A 19,085-nucleotide genomic window follows, 5' to 3' on the forward strand; every position below is an offset into this window, starting at 1 on the left:
GCCGCAGGACGTCGGAGCGAAGCGACGACGGGCCCGAAGGGCCGAAGGCCGACAGGCCTGAGCAAAGTAGGTCATCTGCAGTGCAAAGCACTGCCCGAGGCCGACACCCAACACCAACACTATAGAATCACCACTTGGCAGCAGAGCCCAAAGACCATCTTCTTCGCACCCACTAACTATCCACGTGCTGCCCAAGCCTCTCCTTTAGACAAAACAAAACCCCGGGCCATGACGGCACCGGGGTTTTTTATGCACACTAGAAGTCAGCTGAGAAGGCAGCAGCCCATCACCCCCGCTTCTGCTTCAACTGCTTGTTCACCATCGCCCTCAACGCGGCAGGCTTAACCGGCTTGTAAAGAATCTGGTAACCCCGCTCAATCGCATCCTCACGCACTTCAGGCGCCATATAGCCGGTGATCAGTATCCCGGGAATATCCTCGCTGATAGCGGCTCTGAGGCTATCCATGGCGTCAAGACCATTGCGGTTATCATCCAGCTGGTAATCGGCAAGGATGATATCCGGCTGCTGGCCATTGAGCTTCTGCAGCGCATCCTCGAGGCTCTCCGCCGAGGTTACGTCACACTGCCAGTTCCCCAACAGCGCAGCCATGCCCTGAAGAATGGCCGGATCATTGTCGATACACAGTACCTGAAGGCCTCCCAGGCTTGAGACCCGTCTCGAGCCGGAGGAGGGTTTGGCTGCTTGTTGAGTCTGATCGGGGGCGGCTACCGGCACAGTAATTCCGAACACGCTACCCCGGCCCTGTATGGAATGGACACTGACCGGATGGTTGAGCATTCCGCTGATCCGGTCGACGATCGCCAGTCCCAGCCCGAGGCCTTTCTTGTCACGTCCATGCTGGAAACGGCGGAATTCCTCAAAGATGTGGGCCAGCTGGTCTTCCGGAATACCGGGACCGGTATCCCACACCTCGATCCGGAGGTACCCCTTCAGTCGACGGCATCCCATCAGGATCTTGCCGCTCGGCGTGTAGCGGATGGCGTTCGACAGGAAGTTCTGGACCACCCGCCGCAGCAGTTTGGCATCGGATCTCACCCAGGCGGTACTGGGCACCACGTGCAGCTCCAGGCCCTGCTCCTTGGCGATGGCGGTAAAATCGGTCGCGAGATGGCGCAAGAGTTCGTTGACCGGGAATACGCCGATATCCGGCTCAAGGGCCCCGGCGTCCAGCTTGGAGATGTCGAGGAGGGTGCTGATAATTTCTTCCGCCGCTCCCAGGGAGCTGTCGATATGTTCCACCAGTTCTCTCGTTTCGCCATCATTCGCCTTTCCGGCAAGAGCTGAGGTAAACAGGCGTGCGGCATTGAGCGGTTGCAACAGGTCGTGGCTCGCTGAAGCGAGGAACCGGGTCTTGCTCTGGTTGGCCTGCTCGGCAACGGATTTGGCCTTGAGCATCTGCTCGTTGATGACCTGCAGCTCCTGGGTGCGTTCTTTGACCCGTTGTTCCAGGTAGATGTTGGTCTCTTTCAGCGCCTGTTCGGTCCGGCGCATGGCGGTGATGTCCTGGAACGTCGTCACGTAGCCGCCACCGGGGATGGGGCTGCCGTCGATCCGGAGCACCGTGCCGTCCGGGCGTTGGCGCTCGTAGGACATCGGCTTGCCCTCGCGCATGCTGTTGCAGCGGTCGGCAATGATCTCATCGATGCGTCGGGCGGAATGATTGGCGTTGGTGAGGTTGTAACGCATCAGGTCTTCCACCGGGCGGCCAACCCGAACGAATCCCTTGGGGTAGTTAAACAACTCAAGGTAGCGGTGGTTCCAGACCACCAGTTGTTGTTGATGATTCACTACCGAGACCCCGAGGCTTATATTCTCGATGGCCGATTGCAGCAGCTCCCGGCTGAACGTCATCGCCTGGGAGGCTTCATCGACAATACTGACCACATCCTCGATCTGCATGTCCCGGCCGGTGAGGGTCGATTCAAGCACAACGCGGGCGGTGGAAGCGCCTATCACCGAAGCCAGTTGGCGCTCGATGTATTTCATCAGGTGAGTGGAGGCCGGCCGGTGAGGGTGCAGGCGAATGGCGTTTCGCCGTTCGTAGTTCCGGAAAATGGTCTCCGAGCGTTCCTCGCCCATGAAACGGTCGGTCAGTGCCTGCAGATCCGAAATCAGGATCTCACCTTGCCAGCCCTGGTGATGAGCGGTTTCAGCTTTCGGTTGGGGGTCGTGGAAAAACGATGCAATCTGGATCTTCTCGCGCACCCGCTGACGGGTCAGCATGGAGAGCACGACATAGGCCACGGTGTTGACCCCGAGGCTCCAGATGATGCCATGACTGGTCTGGTCAAGGTCGGACCCGAACAGGGCTGTGGGCCGGGTCCAGCTGAGGCCCCAGAGGCCGTGATTGATCAGGCTGTCCGCAATCCAGCCTGTGGTCGCCAGGGCCGGGAGGAGCAGGGTGTAGCACCACATCAGAAAGCCCAGGGCCAGGCCCCAGACGGCGCCCATGTAATTCCCCCTGCGCCAGATAATACCGCCCACCAGTGCCGGGCCGAACTGTGCCGCCGCAGCAAATGACAGCAAGCCGAAGGCAGTCAGGCTGTAGTCTTCGCCGGCCATCCGGTAAAAACCGTAAGCGGTGAGCAGAACCACGAAGATTGCTACCCGGCGAATACTCAGCAGCAGGTAACTGAGGTCTGTACGTCGGTTCATTCCGGGGCGGAAAAACTTCAGCAGTGCCGGCATGATGATTTCGTTACTGACCATGGTGGCGATCGCCACCGAGCAGACAATCACCATCGCGGCCGCTGCCGAGCCACCGCCGAGGAACACCAGTATTGCCAGCCATTCCTCACCGGCAAGGATGGGCAACTGGAGGATGAGGATGTCCGGATTGCCCATGATGGCATCCGGTGACAGCAGACCGGCTGCCGCGATGGGCAGGACGAACGCACTGGCGACCACCAGATAGATTGGCATCGCCCAGCGTGCTACTTCAAAGTCCCGGTGATCGGTGTTTTCCACCACCATGACGTGGAACTGTCGTGGCAGGCAGATGATGGCCAGCATTGCCACCAGGGTCTGGGTGATGAAGGCCGGTGCCTCCAGACCGTCTGTGGTCAGTGCACGGGTAAGATCTGCCGCCCGGACCTGCGCAAACAGATCTCCGAAGCCGTTGAACAGGCCGAAACCCACAAACAGACCGACGGCAACGAACGCGACGAGTTTGATCAGGGATTCGAAGGCAACCGCCTGGATCATGCCCCGGTGGTGCTCGGTGGATTCCAGGTGGCGGGTCCCGAACAGCACGGTGAACACGGCCAGGGCAAGGGTGATGTACCAGGCCGAGTCATTCCAGGCGGCAGAGCTGAGCTGCTGATAACCGGTGCCGCTCTCGGACAGGACGTTGAAGCCCATGGCGATCGCTTTCAGCTGGAGGGCGATGTAGGGCACGCTGCCAATGAGCGCGAAGGTGGCGATCATGGCTGCCAGAAGCTGGGATTTGCCGTACCGGGAGGCAATAAAGTCGGCGATCGAGGTGCTGTTGTTGCGCTTGCTGATGTAGATGATACGTCGGAGCAACGGAGCTCCGAAGACAAACACGAGCAAGGGGCCGAGATAGATGGGCAGGAAGCCCAGGCCCTCCTGGGTGGCCCTTCCGACGGCGCCATAGAAGGTCCACGAGGTAAAATAGACCGCGAGGGAAAGGGCGTAGATGTGGGTTCGCGCCAGGCGTTTCCGGTACAGTCCCGGATGCTTGTCACCGGCCCACGCGATGACAAACAGGATGGAAATATAGGTAATCGAGATTAATACCAGCAGCCAGGCGCTAATCATGAAACGCTCTTCTCGTTAAATCAGCTTGGAATCTCCGTTTCAAACCTCCGGTCAGTCGGCGCAGACGGTCTGAAACAGCGGGTTACCGGATTCGAGGACCTTCATATTGTCCACCCGGGGCCTTCCGTCAGCCCCCAACGGAACCAGCTCGCGGCTTTCGCAGTTGATGAGATGAACCCGATGGGAGACAGCGTCGGTCATCTTTTGCTCGAAGCGGTACAGAGTAAAGCGCACGATCTCCGGGTTGTCGGTATCGCGGCTGATGCTCTCAACATCCACGGTCGAGAACGCGGTTACGTAAGGGAATACGAAGGTCCAGGGGCGCCAGAGGATGCCGTCACTCTCGGTGCCAACGATAACGGCCTCTTCGGGCAGCTGGGTTTGCTTGTGATCGTACCAGGTGTACTCGCCATAGATGAGATAGCCGAGCATGCCGGCGCCGGCGAATACCGGTATGAGCCAGCGGGGTGCCTTGTTGCGGGTTATGGCGCGGATGCCCAGGGCAATGCCGGCAGCACCGAGGCCGCAAAAGACTGTGGCGATAAAGGTCCAGAACATAAATCTACTTCCTCAAAAAAGAACGGGCTCCCTCGATGAGGAAGCCCGTTCAGGTTCAACCTGTCAATTCATCGAATGAATCAGGTTGGGTTGTTGCTTAGTGGTCTTGAGCCTGACCGGCACCACGCGGGTAACGGACGCTTTCAACCAGCTCCTGAATCTCAACGGGCGGTTCTTCTGTTGCGTTGGATACAACGAAGGCTACCGCAAAGTTGACGATTGCACCAACCGCACCGATAGACAGCGGGGAGATGCCCAGTACCCAGTTCTCAGGGGTATCCGGCAGGTTGTTGGTGCCCGGGATGAACAGCCAGCCCTTGTACACGAAGATGTATGCCAGGGTGAAGCCCAGACCCGCGAGCATGCCGGAGATAGCACCCACGTTGTTTACGCGCTTGGAGAAGATACCCATCATCAGCGCCGGGAACAGGGAGGCTGCGGCAATACCGAACGCCAGAGCTACTACCTGTGCCGCGAAGCCCGGTGGGTTGGCACCAAGCCAGGTGGCCACCACGATCGCCACAGCCATGGAGATCCGGGCTGCCAGCAGTTCGCCTTTCTCCGTGATGTTCGGGTTAATGGAACCCTTGATCAGGTCGTGACTCACCGCAGAGGAGATAGCAAGCAACAGACCCGCCGCTGTGGACAGTGCCGCTGCCAGACCACCGGCGGCAATCAGACCGATTACCCAGCCGGGCAGGTTGGCGATTTCCGGGTTGGCCAGTACCAGGATATCCCGGTTAACGGTCAGTTCGTTGCCAGCCCAGCCACGTGCGTCCGCTTCAGACTGGAAGGACTCGCTGGCGTTGTAGTGCTGGATACGGCCGTCGTTGTTCAGGTCCTCGAACTGGATAAGACCGGTAACTTCCCATTCCTTGACCCAGTTCGGACGCTCTTCGTACAGGATCGGAGCCGCGTCAGTGCCATCCGGGTAGATGGTGGTCATCAGGTTCAGGCGAGCCATGGAAGCAACGGCCGGAGCAGTCAGGTACAGCAGGGCGATGAAGACCAGGGCCCAGCCGGCTGACCAGCGCGCGTCGGCAACCTTGGGTACGGTGAAGAACCGGATGATAACGTGCGGCAGACCTGCAGTACCGATCATCAGGGACAGGGTGAACAGAACCATGTTCAGCTTGTTGTCGATGTCGGCAGTGTAGGAGTTGAAGCCGAGGTCGGTGATGACCTGGTTCAGTTTCTCCAGAATCGGCAGGCCGGAGTCAGCGTGGGTCGAGAACAGGCCCAGCGGAGGCAGCGGGTTGCCGGTCAGTTGCAGGGAGATGAACACAGCCGGAATGGTGTAGGCGGTGATCAGAACGCAGTACTGGGCAACCTGGGTGTAGGTGATGCCTTTCATGCCACCCATAACGGCGTACATGAATACCACAACTGCGGCGATGATCAGACCCAGGGTCGCGTCAACTTCCAGGAAGCGGGAGAAGGCAACACCGGCACCGGCCATCTGACCGATTACATAGGTCACGGAAGCCACGATCAGGCAGATAACAGCCACCAGGCGGGCGTTCTTGCTGTAGAAACGGTCGCCGATGAACTCCGGCACGGTGAACTTGCCGAACTTACGCAGGTACGGAGCCAGCAGCATGGCCAGCAGTACGTAACCGCCAGTCCAGCCCATGAGGAAGGTGGAGTTGGCGTAACCACCGGCGGCAATCAGACCCGCCATGGAGATAAAGGATGCCGCTGACATCCAGTCTGCACCGATCGCCATACCGTTGGTGACCGGGTGAACGCCGCCGCCGGCAACGTAGAAGTCCTTGGTGCTACCGGCTTTCGCCCAGATAGCAATCAGGATATAGAGGAGGAACGAGCCCCCTACGAAAATGATGTTGATTGCAAATTGGCTCATTCGTCCTTACTCCTCGTGTACGCCGAATTTTTCGTCGATCTTGTTCATGCGCCACGCGTAGTGGAAGATCAGAGCGATAAAGGTAAGGATGGAGCCCTGCTGGGCGAACCAGAAGCCCAGATCGGTTCCGCCAACGGGAATGCCCGCCAGCATCGGACGAAGCAGGATGGCGCAGCCATAAGATACCAGGGCCCAGACAATCAGGCTCCCGAATATCAGGCGGAGGTTCGCCTTCCAGTAGTTTTCAGCGTCGTAGCTATGACCTGACATAGGATTCACTCCTGTGTTGTTGTTGTGGAGGTTGGATGGATTTTTGGTGAGGTATTTCGGTTAGAGAATTTATTATTCATATAAGTACTTCTCCGACTGTTGTCCCTAATGACTTTACTGGTCAACCAACATATAGATATTGGCAAAAGGTCTAATTCTCAGTAATTTGCCTTGGGATCGGTCAATTTTGTGAAGCGGTTTTGCCCTCCCTCAAAAACGGTGCATGTTTTGTAATCTCCGGTGATATCGAAGCTTGTCATTCAATTCTTTCAGAGTTTTTACACTTTCCTTTCGGGCCTTGTTCAGAGCCACCAGGGTGAGTTCGGCCGTGGCGAGCGCATCGGCTGCGGCCTGATGGCGTTCGCTGACCTCGAGCCCGAAGAAATCCGCCCAGTTGTCCAGACCCTTGCCACCGGTCCTGGCGTCCGGGAAAAACGCCGGTAGCAGGTCGGCGACATCGATCCACAGGTGTTGCTGGGTATAGCCCAGTTCGGCCTTGAGGGTCTTTTCCAGGAATTTCTGATCGAATGCTGAGTGGTAGGCGAGCACCGGGTCGCCGTTCATCCATTCGAGCAGGTACAGCAGGGCATCCTCGGTTTCGTGGCCCTGGGTCAGGGCTTCCGGCCCGATGCCATGGATAAGTACCGTTTCACTGATATCCAGCTCAGGGCGTCTGAGAATCAGGTCGAACTGGTCATCAAGGTGGATCACCCCACCGCTGATGGCTACGGCGCCAATGGCAATCACCTCGTCCTTGGCGGCGTTAAGCCCGGTGGTTTCGAGGTCGAGCACGATCAGCCGGCTGTTGGATAACAGCTGGTCGTCTGCACTTTTGGGTGCAGGAAGATTATCCCAGTCGTGCTCTCCGATCTGGCCGGCCCGGCGCCGTTCCAGCCATTGTTTGATGTAGTCCAGCATCCTGTCCGGCTCTCAGAGTTGATAGGTGACTTCCAGCTTCTGCTGAAGTCGCTGGGCCTGGCGGAAGGATTCGCGCAGGATCCGCCGGTCCAGCGGGTTCAGGTCATCCGGATCAATGTAGTTGGTCAGCTCCTCACCGCGATCCAGCATTTCCTGGTGGGCGCGCATTCGGATGGCCTGGATGAGGCTGTAGGCTTCTTTCCAGGCATTGGCATCCTTGGGGTCGAATACCCCCTTCTTCGCAAGTTCTTCCATCCGTTCCAGGGTATTGGCGGTCTCCACACCATTGGCCAGGGCGAATACCCGCACTGCTTCCACAAACGGCGCCAGACCCTGACGTTTAAGATCCAGGGCGTGTTTTTTCTCCTCGTTCAGATAACGGAAGTTGCGGAACATCGTCAGCGGCGGTTTGCGCTGCAGTGCGTTGCCGGCCAGCATCTTCTGGAACAGGGCGTTCTTGCGGATTCGTGCCAAGACCTTCTCCAGGAGTGCATGCAAGGGCTCGGTCGGGCCGAACACCGCCCGCATGTCCAGGAAGATGGAAGAGTACACCAGGTTCTGGGGCGTGGAGGCGTCGATAAACCGGATAAACCAGTCGTCCCACTCCCGGTCGCTCAGGCACAGTTTCGGGTTGCTGGCCATGATGTTGCCCTTGCACAGGGTGAAGCCGCACTCGGCCAGCTCTTGATTAATGGTCTGGGCAAAGGGCAATAATTTCTCCCGGACCTGCTCCTCCGTCATACCTTCGGGCGTCCGGAACAGGATGCCGTTGTCCTGGTCGGTGAGCAGGGTCTGTTCCTGCCTGCCTTCGGAGCCGAAGGTGAGCCAGGTGAAGGGGATGCCAGGGTCGTTTTTCTTGAGATTCAGTTCCAGTACCCGGCGCACCGTGACGTCATTGAGGGTGGTGATGATCTTGACCACCTGACCGGAATCGGCACCGTGGGCAAGCATGGCGTCCACCAGCCGGGACACGTCGCTGCGCAGGCTTACCAGGGTTCGCAGATGAGTGGCCGTACCAATGGTACGTGCCAGGTTGACCAGGTCCACCCGCTGCAGGGCGAACAAATCGCGCTCGGAGACCACGCCGATCAGGCGCTGTTCATCATCCACCACGCAAAGGTGGGCGAAATGGTGTTCGGCCATCAGCATGGCGGCTTCGAAGGCGTCCGCATGGGCCGGCAGCCGGCACGGCTCGGGTGTCATTACCTGCCGGACAGGTGTGTCCAGTGGCCCTTTCTCCTCGGCAATCATGGTGCGCAGATCCCGCAGGGTAAAAATGCCGGTCGGATGCCGGTTATCGTCGGTAATAATGATGCTGCCGACGTTGTTCTCGTGCATGCGCGCCACCGCCTTGCGCACCGGCAGATCCGGGGAGCAGACGATGGGATTGCGCAGGGCGTAGCGTTCCAGCGGCGTGTCCAGGCTGTTGCTGGAACCCATAGACGCCATGGCGTTGGACTGGATGCGCTGGTTTACCTGATCAAGCAGGCTGCTGACGCCCCTGAGGCAGAAGTCCCGGAACGGGTCGCTTTCGGAAAACAGGGTAATGAAGGCATCCTGCTCGATGCTCAGGCAGAAGGTGTCGCCGTCAGCCCGGTGCAGGGTGCGGGTGGGGCGTTCGCCAATGATCGCGGCCAATGGGAAACATTCGCCCCGACTGATTTCAAAGGTGGTCTCGGTACGGTCTTCCTTTTCATTATGGCGTTCGCCACGGATTCGTCCCTGTTTGACCACGTAAAATCGTCTGACGACACCGTCATCCGGAGAGAGTACTTCGTCACCATCGGCAAAGAATCTGAGAGTCGCGTGCTCGGCAAAATGGGCCAGATGCGCGTCGTCCATGCTGGAGAAGGGTGCATGTTCCCGCAGGAAGCTCATGATGGCGCGAGTGTTCTGGGGGCGGTTACTGTCCTGGTTCGAGGCCATATCCGGATCCGTTCGCTCGTTATTATTGTCCGCCTGAGTGTAGTGCAGGGCGCGGCATCGGGCCCTACGATTTTGGTCGCAGGCGGCAGTCTGGGTGGTTGCTTTCTTTATGGTATACCGGGGCGGTGGTAAAGTTCTGACATCAATCAAACCAGATACAAACCGATCCATGACCAGTAAAGATGAGCGCCTGGCCTTCCTGGAAGAAATGAAGGACGTCCGGCGCATCCGCAAACCGAACCGGGCTGAGGTCTCTACGCCCAGGGAACTGACTCCGGGTCATCTGGAGCGTCAGCGCGCGGCCGTGGAAAAACCCCTGAAAGATGTCAATCCACTGACTTCCGATATGGTGGAGCCGCTGACAGCTTACGACATTCTGAGTTGGCAGCGGCCGGGCATCCAGCATGGTGTCTTTCGTAAGCTCCGCCTGGGGCAGTATCCCATCGAAGCCCGCCTTGACCTGCACCGGATGACCGTTGAGCAGGCCAGGCGGGAAGTATTCACGTTCATCGGTGATTGCGTCCGTTACGGCCTTCGCTCGGTGATCATCCTTCACGGCAAGGGCGAGCGTAATCCTGACGGCATCGCCCAGCTGAAAAGCTATCTCGCCAAGTGGCTACCCGAGCTTGACGATGTGCTGGCGTTTCATTCGGCCCAAAAACACCATGGTGGCACCGGGGCGGTGTATGTCATGGTACGGAAGAGTGACCGCGACAAGCAGCGCAATCGTGAAATCCACGGAAGCCGGTAGGCTTCCATTCCTTTCCAGCGTCATGTTGAAACACCGGAATAACCGGTATTGGAGGTAAGTGTGGTTAAGCAGTTCGTTGTGATTGTGTTCTCAGTGCTGGCTCTGGCCGGCTGCAAGGATCGCGTGATCTGGAATGATAACGGCAAGGTCGAGGAAGCTACGGAGAGCCGCGAAGTATGGGATTCGAACGGTCAGATGGAATCCGGCGAACGCAAGATCTGGGTGAACAAGGACGGCGAGGAGGTCGTCAAATAGCAAGCCCGGTGTCGACCTGCCCCCTAATAACAGAAAAGGGCTGGTAAAAGGCCCCTGCACAGGAGAGAGGGAATGGCATTGCGCCTGACAGTGAATGGCGAGACTCACTCGCTGGATATCGAGGCTGATACGCCCCTGTTATGGGTGCTGCGGGACGAGCTGGGGCTGCCGGGCACCAAGTTCGGGTGTGGAGCAGGGCTGTGTGGCGCCTGTACGGTGCACCTGAACGGGCAGCCGGTGCGCTCCTGTTCCACTCCGGTGGAAATGGCAGACAATGGCGAAGTGACCACCATTGAAGGTCTGGGCAGTGGTGACCGGCTGCATGCTTTGCAGCAGGCCTGGATTGACCATGGGGTGCCCCAGTGTGGTTATTGCCAGTCCGGTCAGATCATGAGCGCTGCCCATTTGCTGGCGAACACCCCTTCTCCGGACCGTGACGAGATCGTTGCGGCAATGACCGGCAATCTGTGCCGGTGTGGTACCTACAGCCGGATCATCGCTGCCGTGGAATCCGTGGTTGCTGGCGAGAAACCGGCCCAGGAGGAGGCGTGACATGGCGATGAACCGAAGGGATTTCCTGAAAGTCGGTGCCGGTGCCTCCGGCAGCCTGATGCTTTCCCTGTCTTTGCCCGGCTGCGCCGGACTTCCCACGGGCTACGAGGAGGAGACCGGCGAATGGCGACCGGATGCCTGGCTGGAGATTACCCGGGATGACCGGATCTATTTCACCCTGGCGCGGGTGGAAATGGGACAGGGTACCTACACCGGTCTCACCACCCTGATTGCCGAGGAACTGGAAGTGGCGCCAGAAGCCATCGAGCCGCGTTTTGCCCCGGTTGCCGACGAGTACAAGAATCCGTTGTACAAGCTGCAGCTCACCGGTGGCAGCACCAGTCTGGCTACCAGCTGGGAGCCCCTGAGAACCGCCGGTGCGGAGGCTCGGGAGATGCTGGTTCGGGCCGCTGCGGGCGTCTGGCGGGTCGATGCCGCAGAATGTTCGGCCAGTGAAGGCCGGGTCGTCCACCCCAATGGCATTGATTCCATGCGTTACGGCCAGCTGGTCGAGCTGGCATCAAAAGAAATTCTGCGTGGGGATGTTGCCCTGAAGCCCGCGGCAGAGTGGAAATACATCGGCAAACAGAACCGACGGCTGGACGCCAGGGCAAAGTCGACCGGTACAGCCGCGTACGGCATTGATGTCAGTCTGCCGGACATGGTGTATGCGGTGGTCACCCGCTCACCCCGTTACGGTGGCAAGGTTCAGTCGTTCAATGGCGATGAGGTCCGCGCCATGGCCGGGGTTCTGGAGGTCATGGAAATCGAGCGGGGCGTGGCCATCGTCGCTGACAAGTACTGGCGTGCCCGTAAGGCCCAGGAGGCTCTGAAGGTCCAGTGGGATTTCTCCGGGGCGCTGGGGTTGTCCACGCCAGAGGTGTTCGAAACCTATCGCAAGGCTGCTGACGAGGATGCCGGCGAGTCAGAGCGTAGTGAGGGCGATACCGACAGTGTTCTGGCAAACGCTGACAAGGTGGTGGAGGCCCAGTACAGCCAGCCTTACCTGGCACACGCCACCCTTGAGCCCATGAACGCCACCGCCTGGTACCGCAACAATCATATGGAGGTCTGGGCGCCGACCCAGGCGCCGGATCTTGGCCGGATTGCCGTTGCCCGGGTGACCGATCTGGCCCCGGATGAGGTTACCATCAACACCACCTTCCTCGGGGGTGGCTTTGGCCGGCGCCTGACCCAGGACTATATTGAAGAAGCCGCAGCCGTCGCGTTCCGGATGGACCGGCCGGTGAAGGTGATCTGGTCCCGGGAAGAGGATACCCGCCAAGACCTGTACCGGCCGGCGATGCTGCACCGGATGAGGGCGGGCGTGAACAAGGGTGAGCTCAGTGGCTGGGATCACCAGATCGTCGGGCCGCAGATTCTGAACTGGTACGTTCGCAATGCCGGCCCCGCCCAGTTCCCGTGGACGCCCAGGTTCCTCTACGACACCCTCGGCAAGGTCGGGGTCTGGGCTGAAGGCATTGCCACCCCGAAAGATATTTCCGCCATCGAGGGGGCGATCGAGTATCCCTACCAGGTGGCTAACATCGATATTCGACATACCCACATCGATCCGGGTGTTCCCATTACCTGGTGGCGCTCGGTGGGATACTCCCATAACGGCTTTGCCGTCGAAACCTTCATGGATGAACTGGCCCATGAGGCGGGGCAGGACCCTTACCGTTTCCGTCGCCGCCTGCTGGTGCACGAGCCGAGACACCGGGAGGTACTGGACCGGGCGGCCCGATTGGGCGGCTGGGATACCCCGGTACCGGAGGGGCGGGCCAGGGGCATTGCCCTGATGCGCAGCTTCGGCACCTACGTGGCCCAGGTTGTGGAAGCTGGTCTCGAGAATGGCTTGATCCGGGTCTATAAGGTTGCCGCTGCCGTCGATTGTGGCCAGGTGGTCAACCCGGCGATCGTGGTCGACCAGATCGAGGGCGGTATCCTGTTCGGCCTGACGGCTGCGTTGTATGGGGAAATAACCCTGGAGCAGGGCGAAGTCCAGCAATCCAACTTCCACGACTATCCGCTGATGCGGCAGTACGAGCGCCCGGAGGTCGAGGTGGAGATTGTGGACAGCACCGAGACACCGACCGGGGTCGGTGAGCCCGGTGTGCCCCCGGTGATTCCGGCCCTGGGCAATGCTCTGTTTGCCCTGACCGGCAAGCGCCAGCGGACCCTGCCTCTGAAGGCGGAGGCCTGATGGCTGTGGGAGCGCGCCCGTGATTTCCGGCCAGGCCTCGGTTATGGAGAGTGTCCGCCACTGGCTGGCTGCCGGCGAGCGGGTCTGGTTGTGCACCATTGTGGAAACCTGGGGTTCGTCCCCGAGGCCGGTTGGCTCTTGGCTGGCAGTGTCGGAGACTGGTCACTGGAGCGGGTCTGTGTCCGGCGGCTGCCTGGAAGAGGATCTGCTGCGCCGAACCGCCGCCGAGGGGCCCGTCGAATCCATCCTGATTGATTACGGCATCACCGACGGGGACCGGGACCGTTTCCAGTTACCCTGTGGTGGACGGATCCGGTTGCTGGTCGAACCTCTGGTCGCGTCGGACCACTTGCCTCATATCGAGAGAGTGTCCAGGGCACTTTCTGAACGGCAACCGATCAGGCGGAAAGTAATAGTCGGCGGCGGAATGGGCCTTATAGGCGAAGACGGCAACGCCCGCAATGGCGTGGCTTTCGACGGGCAGACCCTGGTTCACACCCTGCAGCCGGAATGTCGCCTGCTGCTGATCGGTGCCGGGGAGGTGGCGCGCCATGTGGCGGAGTTTGCCTCGGCCGCCGAGTTCACCGTTACCCTGTGCGAACCCCGGGATACCTTTGCGGACGGCTGGCAGTATCCGCATATCCCCCTGAGCCGTCGGCTGCCGGACGACCTCATTGCTGACGACTTTGGTGATCGATGGTGCGGGATTCTGGCGCTGGCCCATGACCCCCGGGTGGATGACATGGGGTTGCTGGCGGCGCTGCAGTCACCGGCGTTCTATGTCGGTGCCATGGGCTCTCGCAAAACCTCCGAGGCACGTCGTTCCAGACTCGCCGATCTGGGGCTCGATGAGGCGGCTCTTTCCCGGCTCAGGGCGCCAATCGGGGTCAACATTCCCAGCAAGACTCCAGCGGAAATTGCCATTTCGATCGTGGCGGACCTGATTGCCGCACGACATGATTTGCGGGCCGCCCAAGCATCCCTATAATGGCGGCAAATGAGGGTTGATAATCTCCGGGCGGCGGGGACACCCTGGCACCTGGTCCGTGGAGGAACACCGTGTTTGATATCACCCGATACGCCGTTGCGGCAGAATCCATCGTTGACGCCGGCCGCTTCCTGTATCAGCGGGGCTGGTCGCCGGCCACCAGCAGCAATTACTCGGCGCGGATTGACGACGAGCACATTGCGATCACGGTTTCCGGCCGGCACAAGGGGCAGCTGGGGGCCGGGGATGTGATGGTGGTGGACCTGTCCGGCCAGCCGGTTCAGAGTAACTGCCGTTCCTCGGCAGAAACCCGTCTGCACACCGTACTTTATGAACTGTTCCCGGAGGTCGGGGCGGTGCTGCACACCCATTCGGTGAAAGCGACCGTGCTGAGCCGGCTGCTTGAGCCGGGCCGGGCACTGGAACTGGAAGGCTATGAGCTGCAGAAGGCGTTCGCCGGCGTGCAGACCCATGAATCCGTGCTGACGGTTCCGGTGTTCGACAACACCCAGGATATTGATGCGCTCGCCCGGGATACCAAGGCCTGGTTTGCGGAGCATCCGGAGCAGCCGGGCTACCTGATCCGGGGCCACGGCCTGTACACCTGGGGCAATACCATGGCCGATTGCCTGCGCCATGTGGAAGCGTTTGAATTCCTCTTTGAATGTGAACTTGAAACCATGAGGGTCCGCCCATGACCACCCTGAGCATCTTTGATCAAAGCCAGCCCGAGCACGCCCGGACCGTGACGGAAAACCCGTCGGAAATCCGTGAGCTGCTGGCCACCAAGGGCATTCGCTTCGAGCAGTGGCCGACCCGAGACTTGCCGGCCGATGCCACCCAGGAACAGATCCTGGAGGCCTACAGTGAGGAAGTGGCCCGACTGAAGGAAGAATGCGGATTCCAGACCGCCGATGTGATCAGTCTGAACCCGGATAACCCGCAAAAAGAGGCCTTCCGCCAGAAGTTCCTGGATGAGCACACCCACAGTGAGGACGAGGTGCGGTTCTTCGTGCGGGGCCAGGGCCTGTTCTACCTGCACTTCGGTGACCAGGTCTACGCGGTCATGTGCCAGAAGAATGACCTGATCAGCGTCCCGGACGGCACCCGGCACTGGTTTGACATGGGGCCTGAGCCGGAATTCACCTGCATCCGGTTGTTCAGCAATCCCGAAGGCTGGGTCGCCGACTTTACCGGCGAGGACATTGCCAGCCGACTGCCCCGGTACGAAGCGCTGGCGGAGGCGGGTGGATGATCCGGGTTATCCTGACCGACATTGAGGGCACCACCAGCTCCATTTCATTTGTGCATGACGTGCTGTTCCCGTTTGCAGCTGAACACCTGCCCGGATTCGTGACCGAAAACCGGAATGAACCTGCCGTGGCTGAGCAGCTCGATGCGGTTGCCGCAAAAAGTGACGTTGATCGACAGGATGTGGAGGGCCTTGTCGAGGTGCTCCAGCAGTGGATCCGGGAGGACCGCAAGGAAACCTCCCTGAAAGCCCTGCAGGGCATGGTCTGGGAACAGGGCTACCAGAAGGGCGAGCTGAAGGGCCATATCTACCCGGACGCGGCCGATTACCTGCAGCGGTGGCATGATCGGGGGCTGCGTCTGTTCATCTACTCCTCCGGTTCGGTGAAGGCCCAGAAGCTCATTTTCGGTTTTACCACTGAAGGTGATTTCACGCCGTTTTTCTCGGGGTATTTCGATACCCGCATCGGCGGCAAGAAAGACGCCGATTCCTATCGTAATATTCTGAAAGAGCTGGGTGTCGAGCCGGGGACCGTGCTGTTCCTGTCTGATGTCGAGGCGGAGCTTGAAGCGGCAGAGGCTGCCGGCATGAAGACCGCCTGGCTGGTCCGGGAGGGCGAGCTGCCCGACACCGGCCGTTTTGTCGCCCGCGACTTCTCGGAGGTGGAGACCCTGCTGCGCAAGCGCTGACGCCTCCACCCGACCCACAGGAGGACTCCATGACCGGAATACACTGGGCCCGCCTGATGGTGTTGCTGCTGATGGTTCCGGTCCTGAGTGCCTGTAATCCCTTTTCCGAGGCCCGCCCCATGCTGGATGAATACGTGGAGCGGGTCGCCCGGGTTCTGGAGACGGAACCCGAGCTTTCTTCCCCTGAACCCGCCGAACAGATTCCCCGCCGCCGTGACCGGGTGCTGGCAATGCCGGAACTGGACATGGGCATGCTCGATTTCCTGTCCCTCTATGGCTGTGAACTGCAGTTCGTGGTGGGCGAGAAGAACTCGGTGATGGGCCGGGTCATGCAGCCCCTCAATCGCCTTCGTTACGAGGTGCGCTTTATCGAGGCGGCCCGGGAGTGCCTGCCTGACGTGGATGACGAGGAGCTTGAAGAAGCCCTGAGTGAGGCCATCGAGAGCAAGCGGGAGTCGCTGCCCATCGCGGTGTGGAATGCCACCTGGGGTGTGGAGGAGGTGGAGACCCTGTTCACTCTGGCCAAGGGCTATTACCCGGTAGCCCCGGAAGGCGATCCGGTTTCCGATCTGGCGCTGGAAGCGCAGCAGCTGAATGCCGCCACTGCCAGGTTGCTGGATGAGAAGCTGGATGTATCACTGGAGTTTGCTGGCAACGTTCATCAGCGCTGGCAGGCGGAATATCGGGCAGGGCAGCTGATAAACAGTGCCCGGTTGCTGTCGGCCAGGCTGGACGACGCCACCGGCCTCTTGCAGGAGCGGCTGGAAGGCCGGCCGCTGTGCCTCAATGGCAAGCCGAACAATCAGTCCGACATCGTGCAGAACATGTTCTTCAACGTATACATCGGGGAGATCCAGCCCTACATGGGCGAGATCCGCCGGGCACGGGATGCTTTGGTCGAGCCCCTCGCCCGATTGGCGCAGCAGCAGGAAGACGTGATGCCGGAGCGGTTCCGGGACTGGTACCGGCACCATCTGTCTCTGTCCGCCGAAGGCAGCCTCTGGCTGGAGCTGGACCGGTCGATGGCGGATCACACCCGGGCCTGGCAGGACCTGCTGGGCCAGTGCGGTCTGCGTCCCGGAGCGTGATGGGGCAGGTCTGCCCCCAGAGTCAGCTCGCCTGTGGGCGATTTACCTTCAGGTGGACCATGGCCACGACGAACAGCAACAGCGTCAGCACCGTCAGCAGTACCGGGCCGGGGGCTCCCTCGCTGAGCCAGGCTGACACCACCGCCTGGGTGAAGTAGAAAATCACCACGAAGGCCATCCAGATATAGCCGCGGTTGTGGCCCCGGAATACCGGCACGGCGAAGGCCAGCAGCGGTATCAGTTTTACTGCCAGCATCAGGGTAATGGACACCCCTTCAACCGGCGCGGGGAAAAACGTGGTGGCAATGAGGGTCGCCAATACCGCCAGGTAGAGCAGAATGGTCAGCCGGGCAGTCTGTTTGGCTTTCGGGTTGTGGAGCATGGTTGCTTTCCGGTTCAGTCGGACAGTTTAAGAGCCAGGGTGGCCAGGCGTTGGCCGAAAGCCTGGCACAGACTCTTCTCGTGTTCACTCAGTGGCAGCTGTTCACCAGTGCCGGCCCAGTGGGATGGGCCGTAGGGTGTTCCCCCGGACTCGGTCTCGCTCAGTGCCTGCTCGGTGTAGGGAAGGCCACACAACACCATGCCATGGTGAAGCAGCGGCATCATCATGGTCATCAGGGTGGTTTCCTGGCCCCCGTGGAGGCTGCCAGTCGAGGTGAAGGCACCCGCAGGTTTTCCGGCCAGGGCACCGCTCAGCCACAGATCACCGGTGGTATCGAGAAAGTGCTTCAGGGGCGCCGCCATGTTGCCAAAGCGTGTGGGGCTGCCAATGGCCAGCCCGGCGCATCCGGCAAGGTCAGCCTTGGTGGCATAGGGTGCACCTTCATCAGGTACCGGCGGCAGGCTCGCTTCGGTGTCGGGGGATACCGGCGGCACGGCGCGCAGGCGGGCCTCGATGCCCGGGACCCGGGCGACGCCACGGCCGATCTGGCCGGCCAGCTCCGCGGTCTGGCCATTACGGCTGTAGTAAAGAATCAGGACGTAAGGGGCATGCTCTGCCATGGCACAGGTTTCCTTGCTTGGCGGCTTGTAGCTGGATTCGACTTTTACATTACAGAATGGTCAGGACATTTTCCGGTGGCCTGCCCAGGGCCGCCTTGTTATTACGAATCACAATGGGGCGCTCGATCAGTTTCGGGTGCTCGGACATCGCCTGGAGCAGCTGCTCACGGGACAGTTCAGGATTGTCCAGGCCCAGCTCCTTGTACTCGGTTTCCTTGGTGCGCATGAGTTCCCGGGGATCGCAGCCCAGCATGTCCAGGATATTCCCGAGCTCTGCCGCTGTCGGAGGGGTTTCCAGGTAGCGTATAATCTCCGGCTCGATTCCCCGTTCGTTAAGCAGTTCAAGTGTTTGACGTGACTTGGAGCAGCGCGGGTTGTGGAAAATCCGGGTCGGTTCTGTCATCTTCTGGCCTGATTGTCTGGTATGGATACAGCGGGTTGTGAAAGGCCCGTAGTCTAACAGGAGGAGTTGCCGTGCAGTACCCTGTGTCGGGTGGCCAAACCCGAGGGTTGATGGTTGCAGCCGTGCTTATGGCGGTTTTTTTGTCAGGCTGCCAGAAAGCCGAATTTGAACGCGCGGAAGGGCCCCGTCTGAACTGGGACAGCCTGCGCGGCCAATGGGTGCTGGTCAATTACTGGGCCGAATGGTGCAAGCCCTGCCTGGAGGAAATCCCGGAACTGAATGAGCTGGACAAGGCGCCGGATATCGCGGTGCTTGGCGTCAACTTTGACGGCGTAATCGGGGCGGAACTGTCACAACTGGGTGAGCGGATGGGCATCGAGTTCACCATGCTGGCGGAAGATCCCGCCTCCCGGTTCGGCTGGCAGATTCCCGTGGCACTGCCGGCTACCTTTGTCGTGAATCCGGACGGGGAATTGCTGGAAACCCGCTTCGGCCCCCAGACAGAAGCGGATATCCGGGCGTTGATCGGCGGCTGAGCCCGCGCCCACGACTGAACACAAG

The 19,085-nt window shown here is 60.2% G+C and carries 19 protein-coding genes; 10 read left to right on the plus strand and 9 right to left on the minus strand.

Features of this window, described 5'->3' with window-relative positions:
* Window positions 1–286 precede the first annotated feature (286 nt).
* The 6 genes from ACESMW_RS13810 to ACESMW_RS13835 form a co-directional block, all read right to left on the minus strand.
* Complete coding sequence (locus tag ACESMW_RS13810; protein WP_372987601.1) at window positions 287–3,802, minus strand: NahK/ErcS family hybrid sensor histidine kinase/response regulator; 3,516 nt, start codon at window positions 3,800–3,802, stop codon at window positions 287–289.
* Window positions 3,803–3,853: 51 nt separating this feature from the next.
* Window positions 3,854–4,360, minus strand: coding sequence for a hypothetical protein (locus ACESMW_RS13815; protein WP_372987602.1), 507 nt, complete (start codon window positions 4,358–4,360; stop codon window positions 3,854–3,856).
* A gap of 97 nt (window positions 4,361–4,457) precedes the next feature.
* Window positions 4,458–6,224 (minus strand): sodium:solute symporter family protein, encoded by a 1,767-nt coding sequence (locus ACESMW_RS13820; RefSeq protein WP_372987603.1) that lies wholly within the window; start codon window positions 6,222–6,224, stop codon window positions 4,458–4,460.
* Window positions 6,225–6,230: 6 nt separating this feature from the next.
* Complete coding sequence (locus ACESMW_RS13825; protein ID WP_113862171.1) at window positions 6,231–6,494, minus strand: DUF4212 domain-containing protein; 264 nt, start codon at window positions 6,492–6,494, stop codon at window positions 6,231–6,233.
* Window positions 6,495–6,704: 210 nt separating this feature from the next.
* A complete protein-coding gene (locus ACESMW_RS13830; RefSeq protein ID WP_372987604.1) occupies window positions 6,705–7,412 on the minus strand; it encodes a PolC-type DNA polymerase III in 708 nt (235 codons plus the stop codon).
* A 12-nt stretch (window positions 7,413–7,424) separates the two neighbouring features.
* Window positions 7,425–9,338, minus strand: a complete 1,914-nt coding sequence (locus tag ACESMW_RS13835) for a putative nucleotidyltransferase substrate binding domain-containing protein (RefSeq protein WP_372987605.1) — start codon at window positions 9,336–9,338, stop codon at window positions 7,425–7,427.
* Between the two features lie 169 nt (window positions 9,339–9,507).
* Between ACESMW_RS13835 and smrA the strand changes: the two genes are divergently transcribed.
* The 9 genes from smrA (at window position 9,508) to ACESMW_RS13880 (ending at window position 17,119) form a co-directional block, all read left to right on the plus strand.
* On the plus strand, window positions 9,508–10,089 hold the full coding sequence (gene smrA, locus ACESMW_RS13840; RefSeq protein ID WP_372987606.1) for a DNA endonuclease SmrA: 582 nt from the start codon (window positions 9,508–9,510) through the stop codon (window positions 10,087–10,089).
* A 60-nt stretch (window positions 10,090–10,149) separates the two neighbouring features.
* Window positions 10,150–10,344 carry a hypothetical protein gene (locus tag ACESMW_RS13845; protein WP_372987607.1) on the plus strand — a complete coding sequence of 65 codons (195 nt, stop codon included), beginning with the start codon at window positions 10,150–10,152 and terminating at the stop codon, window positions 10,342–10,344.
* 72 nt (window positions 10,345–10,416) lie between these two features.
* Entirely contained in the window at window positions 10,417–10,896 is a 480-nt protein-coding gene (locus ACESMW_RS13850; protein ID WP_372987608.1) for a (2Fe-2S)-binding protein, read from the plus strand.
* Window position 10,897: 1 nt separating this feature from the next.
* Window positions 10,898–13,102, plus strand: a complete 2,205-nt coding sequence (locus ACESMW_RS13855) for a xanthine dehydrogenase family protein molybdopterin-binding subunit (RefSeq protein WP_372987609.1) — start codon at window positions 10,898–10,900, stop codon at window positions 13,100–13,102.
* Window positions 13,103–13,121: 19 nt separating this feature from the next.
* Complete coding sequence (locus ACESMW_RS13860; RefSeq protein ID WP_372987610.1) at window positions 13,122–14,090, plus strand: XdhC family protein; 969 nt, start codon at window positions 13,122–13,124, stop codon at window positions 14,088–14,090.
* A gap of 71 nt (window positions 14,091–14,161) precedes the next feature.
* Window positions 14,162–14,788, plus strand: a complete 627-nt coding sequence (locus ACESMW_RS13865) for a methylthioribulose 1-phosphate dehydratase (protein ID WP_372987611.1) — start codon at window positions 14,162–14,164, stop codon at window positions 14,786–14,788.
* Window positions 14,785–15,345, plus strand: a complete 561-nt coding sequence (locus ACESMW_RS13870; RefSeq protein WP_372987612.1) for a 1,2-dihydroxy-3-keto-5-methylthiopentene dioxygenase — start codon at window positions 14,785–14,787, stop codon at window positions 15,343–15,345. Before ACESMW_RS13865 ends, ACESMW_RS13870 begins: the two co-directional genes overlap by 4 nt.
* Window positions 15,342–16,031 carry an acireductone synthase gene (gene mtnC / locus ACESMW_RS13875; RefSeq protein WP_372987613.1) on the plus strand — a complete coding sequence of 230 codons (690 nt, stop codon included), beginning with the start codon at window positions 15,342–15,344 and terminating at the stop codon, window positions 16,029–16,031. The genes ACESMW_RS13870 and mtnC overlap by 4 nt, the downstream gene beginning before the upstream one ends.
* Before the next feature lie 29 nt (window positions 16,032–16,060).
* A complete protein-coding gene (locus tag ACESMW_RS13880; RefSeq protein ID WP_372987614.1) occupies window positions 16,061–17,119 on the plus strand; it encodes a DUF3080 domain-containing protein in 1,059 nt (352 codons plus the stop codon).
* A 22-nt stretch (window positions 17,120–17,141) separates the two neighbouring features.
* Here the strand turns inward: ACESMW_RS13880 and ACESMW_RS13885 are convergent, their stop codons facing one another.
* The 3 genes from ACESMW_RS13885 to arsC are packed head-to-tail and all read right to left on the minus strand — an operon-like array spanning window position 17,142 to window position 18,524.
* Window positions 17,142–17,501 (minus strand): DUF2069 domain-containing protein, encoded by a 360-nt coding sequence (locus tag ACESMW_RS13885; protein WP_372987615.1) that lies wholly within the window; start codon window positions 17,499–17,501, stop codon window positions 17,142–17,144.
* A gap of 14 nt (window positions 17,502–17,515) precedes the next feature.
* Complete coding sequence (gene wrbA, locus ACESMW_RS13890) at window positions 17,516–18,121, minus strand: NAD(P)H:quinone oxidoreductase (protein WP_372987616.1); 606 nt, start codon at window positions 18,119–18,121, stop codon at window positions 17,516–17,518.
* Window positions 18,122–18,170: 49 nt separating this feature from the next.
* Window positions 18,171–18,524 carry an arsenate reductase (glutaredoxin) gene (gene arsC, locus ACESMW_RS13895; RefSeq protein ID WP_372987617.1) on the minus strand — a complete coding sequence of 118 codons (354 nt, stop codon included), beginning with the start codon at window positions 18,522–18,524 and terminating at the stop codon, window positions 18,171–18,173.
* Window positions 18,525–18,595: 71 nt separating this feature from the next.
* On the opposite strand from arsC, the gene ACESMW_RS13900 reads away from it, so the two are divergent.
* Window positions 18,596–19,060: a TlpA family protein disulfide reductase gene (locus tag ACESMW_RS13900; RefSeq protein ID WP_372987618.1), complete on the plus strand. Its 465-nt coding sequence runs from the start codon at window positions 18,596–18,598 to the stop codon at window positions 19,058–19,060.
* Window positions 19,061–19,085 lie beyond the last annotated feature (25 nt).

It is taken from the genome of Marinobacter sp., assembly GCF_041690455.1.
Lineage (GTDB): Bacteria > Pseudomonadota > Gammaproteobacteria > Pseudomonadales > Oleiphilaceae > Marinobacter.

What these genes read in the sequence shown, in the direction of transcription:
- ACESMW_RS13850 (WP_372987608.1), top strand. Translation starts at nt 10,417, where the DNA reads ATGGCATTGCGCCTGACAGTGAATGGCGAGACTCACTCGCTGGATATC.
- smrA (WP_372987606.1), top strand. Translation starts at nt 9,508, where the DNA reads ATGACCAGTAAAGATGAGCGCCTGGCCTTCCTGGAAGAAATGAAGGAC.
- ACESMW_RS13820 (WP_372987603.1), bottom strand. Translation starts at nt 6,224, where the DNA reads ATGAGCCAATTTGCAATCAACATCATTTTCGTAGGGGGCTCGTTCCTC.
- mtnC (WP_372987613.1), top strand. Translation starts at nt 15,342, where the DNA reads ATGATCCGGGTTATCCTGACCGACATTGAGGGCACCACCAGCTCCATT.
- ACESMW_RS13885 (WP_372987615.1), bottom strand. Translation starts at nt 17,501, where the DNA reads ATGCTCCACAACCCGAAAGCCAAACAGACTGCCCGGCTGACCATTCTG.
- ACESMW_RS13825 (WP_113862171.1), bottom strand. Translation starts at nt 6,494, where the DNA reads ATGTCAGGTCATAGCTACGACGCTGAAAACTACTGGAAGGCGAACCTC.
- arsC (WP_372987617.1), bottom strand. Translation starts at nt 18,524, where the DNA reads ATGACAGAACCGACCCGGATTTTCCACAACCCGCGCTGCTCCAAGTCA.
- ACESMW_RS13830 (WP_372987604.1), bottom strand. Translation starts at nt 7,412, where the DNA reads ATGCTGGACTACATCAAACAATGGCTGGAACGGCGCCGGGCCGGCCAG.
- ACESMW_RS13870 (WP_372987612.1), top strand. Translation starts at nt 14,785, where the DNA reads ATGACCACCCTGAGCATCTTTGATCAAAGCCAGCCCGAGCACGCCCGG.
- ACESMW_RS13835 (WP_372987605.1), bottom strand. Translation starts at nt 9,338, where the DNA reads ATGGCCTCGAACCAGGACAGTAACCGCCCCCAGAACACTCGCGCCATC.
- ACESMW_RS13880 (WP_372987614.1), top strand. Translation starts at nt 16,061, where the DNA reads ATGACCGGAATACACTGGGCCCGCCTGATGGTGTTGCTGCTGATGGTT.
- ACESMW_RS13815 (WP_372987602.1), bottom strand. Translation starts at nt 4,360, where the DNA reads ATGTTCTGGACCTTTATCGCCACAGTCTTTTGCGGCCTCGGTGCTGCC.
- ACESMW_RS13855 (WP_372987609.1), top strand. Translation starts at nt 10,898, where the DNA reads ATGGCGATGAACCGAAGGGATTTCCTGAAAGTCGGTGCCGGTGCCTCC.
- ACESMW_RS13810 (WP_372987601.1), bottom strand. Translation starts at nt 3,802, where the DNA reads ATGATTAGCGCCTGGCTGCTGGTATTAATCTCGATTACCTATATTTCC.
- wrbA (WP_372987616.1), bottom strand. Translation starts at nt 18,121, where the DNA reads ATGGCAGAGCATGCCCCTTACGTCCTGATTCTTTACTACAGCCGTAAT.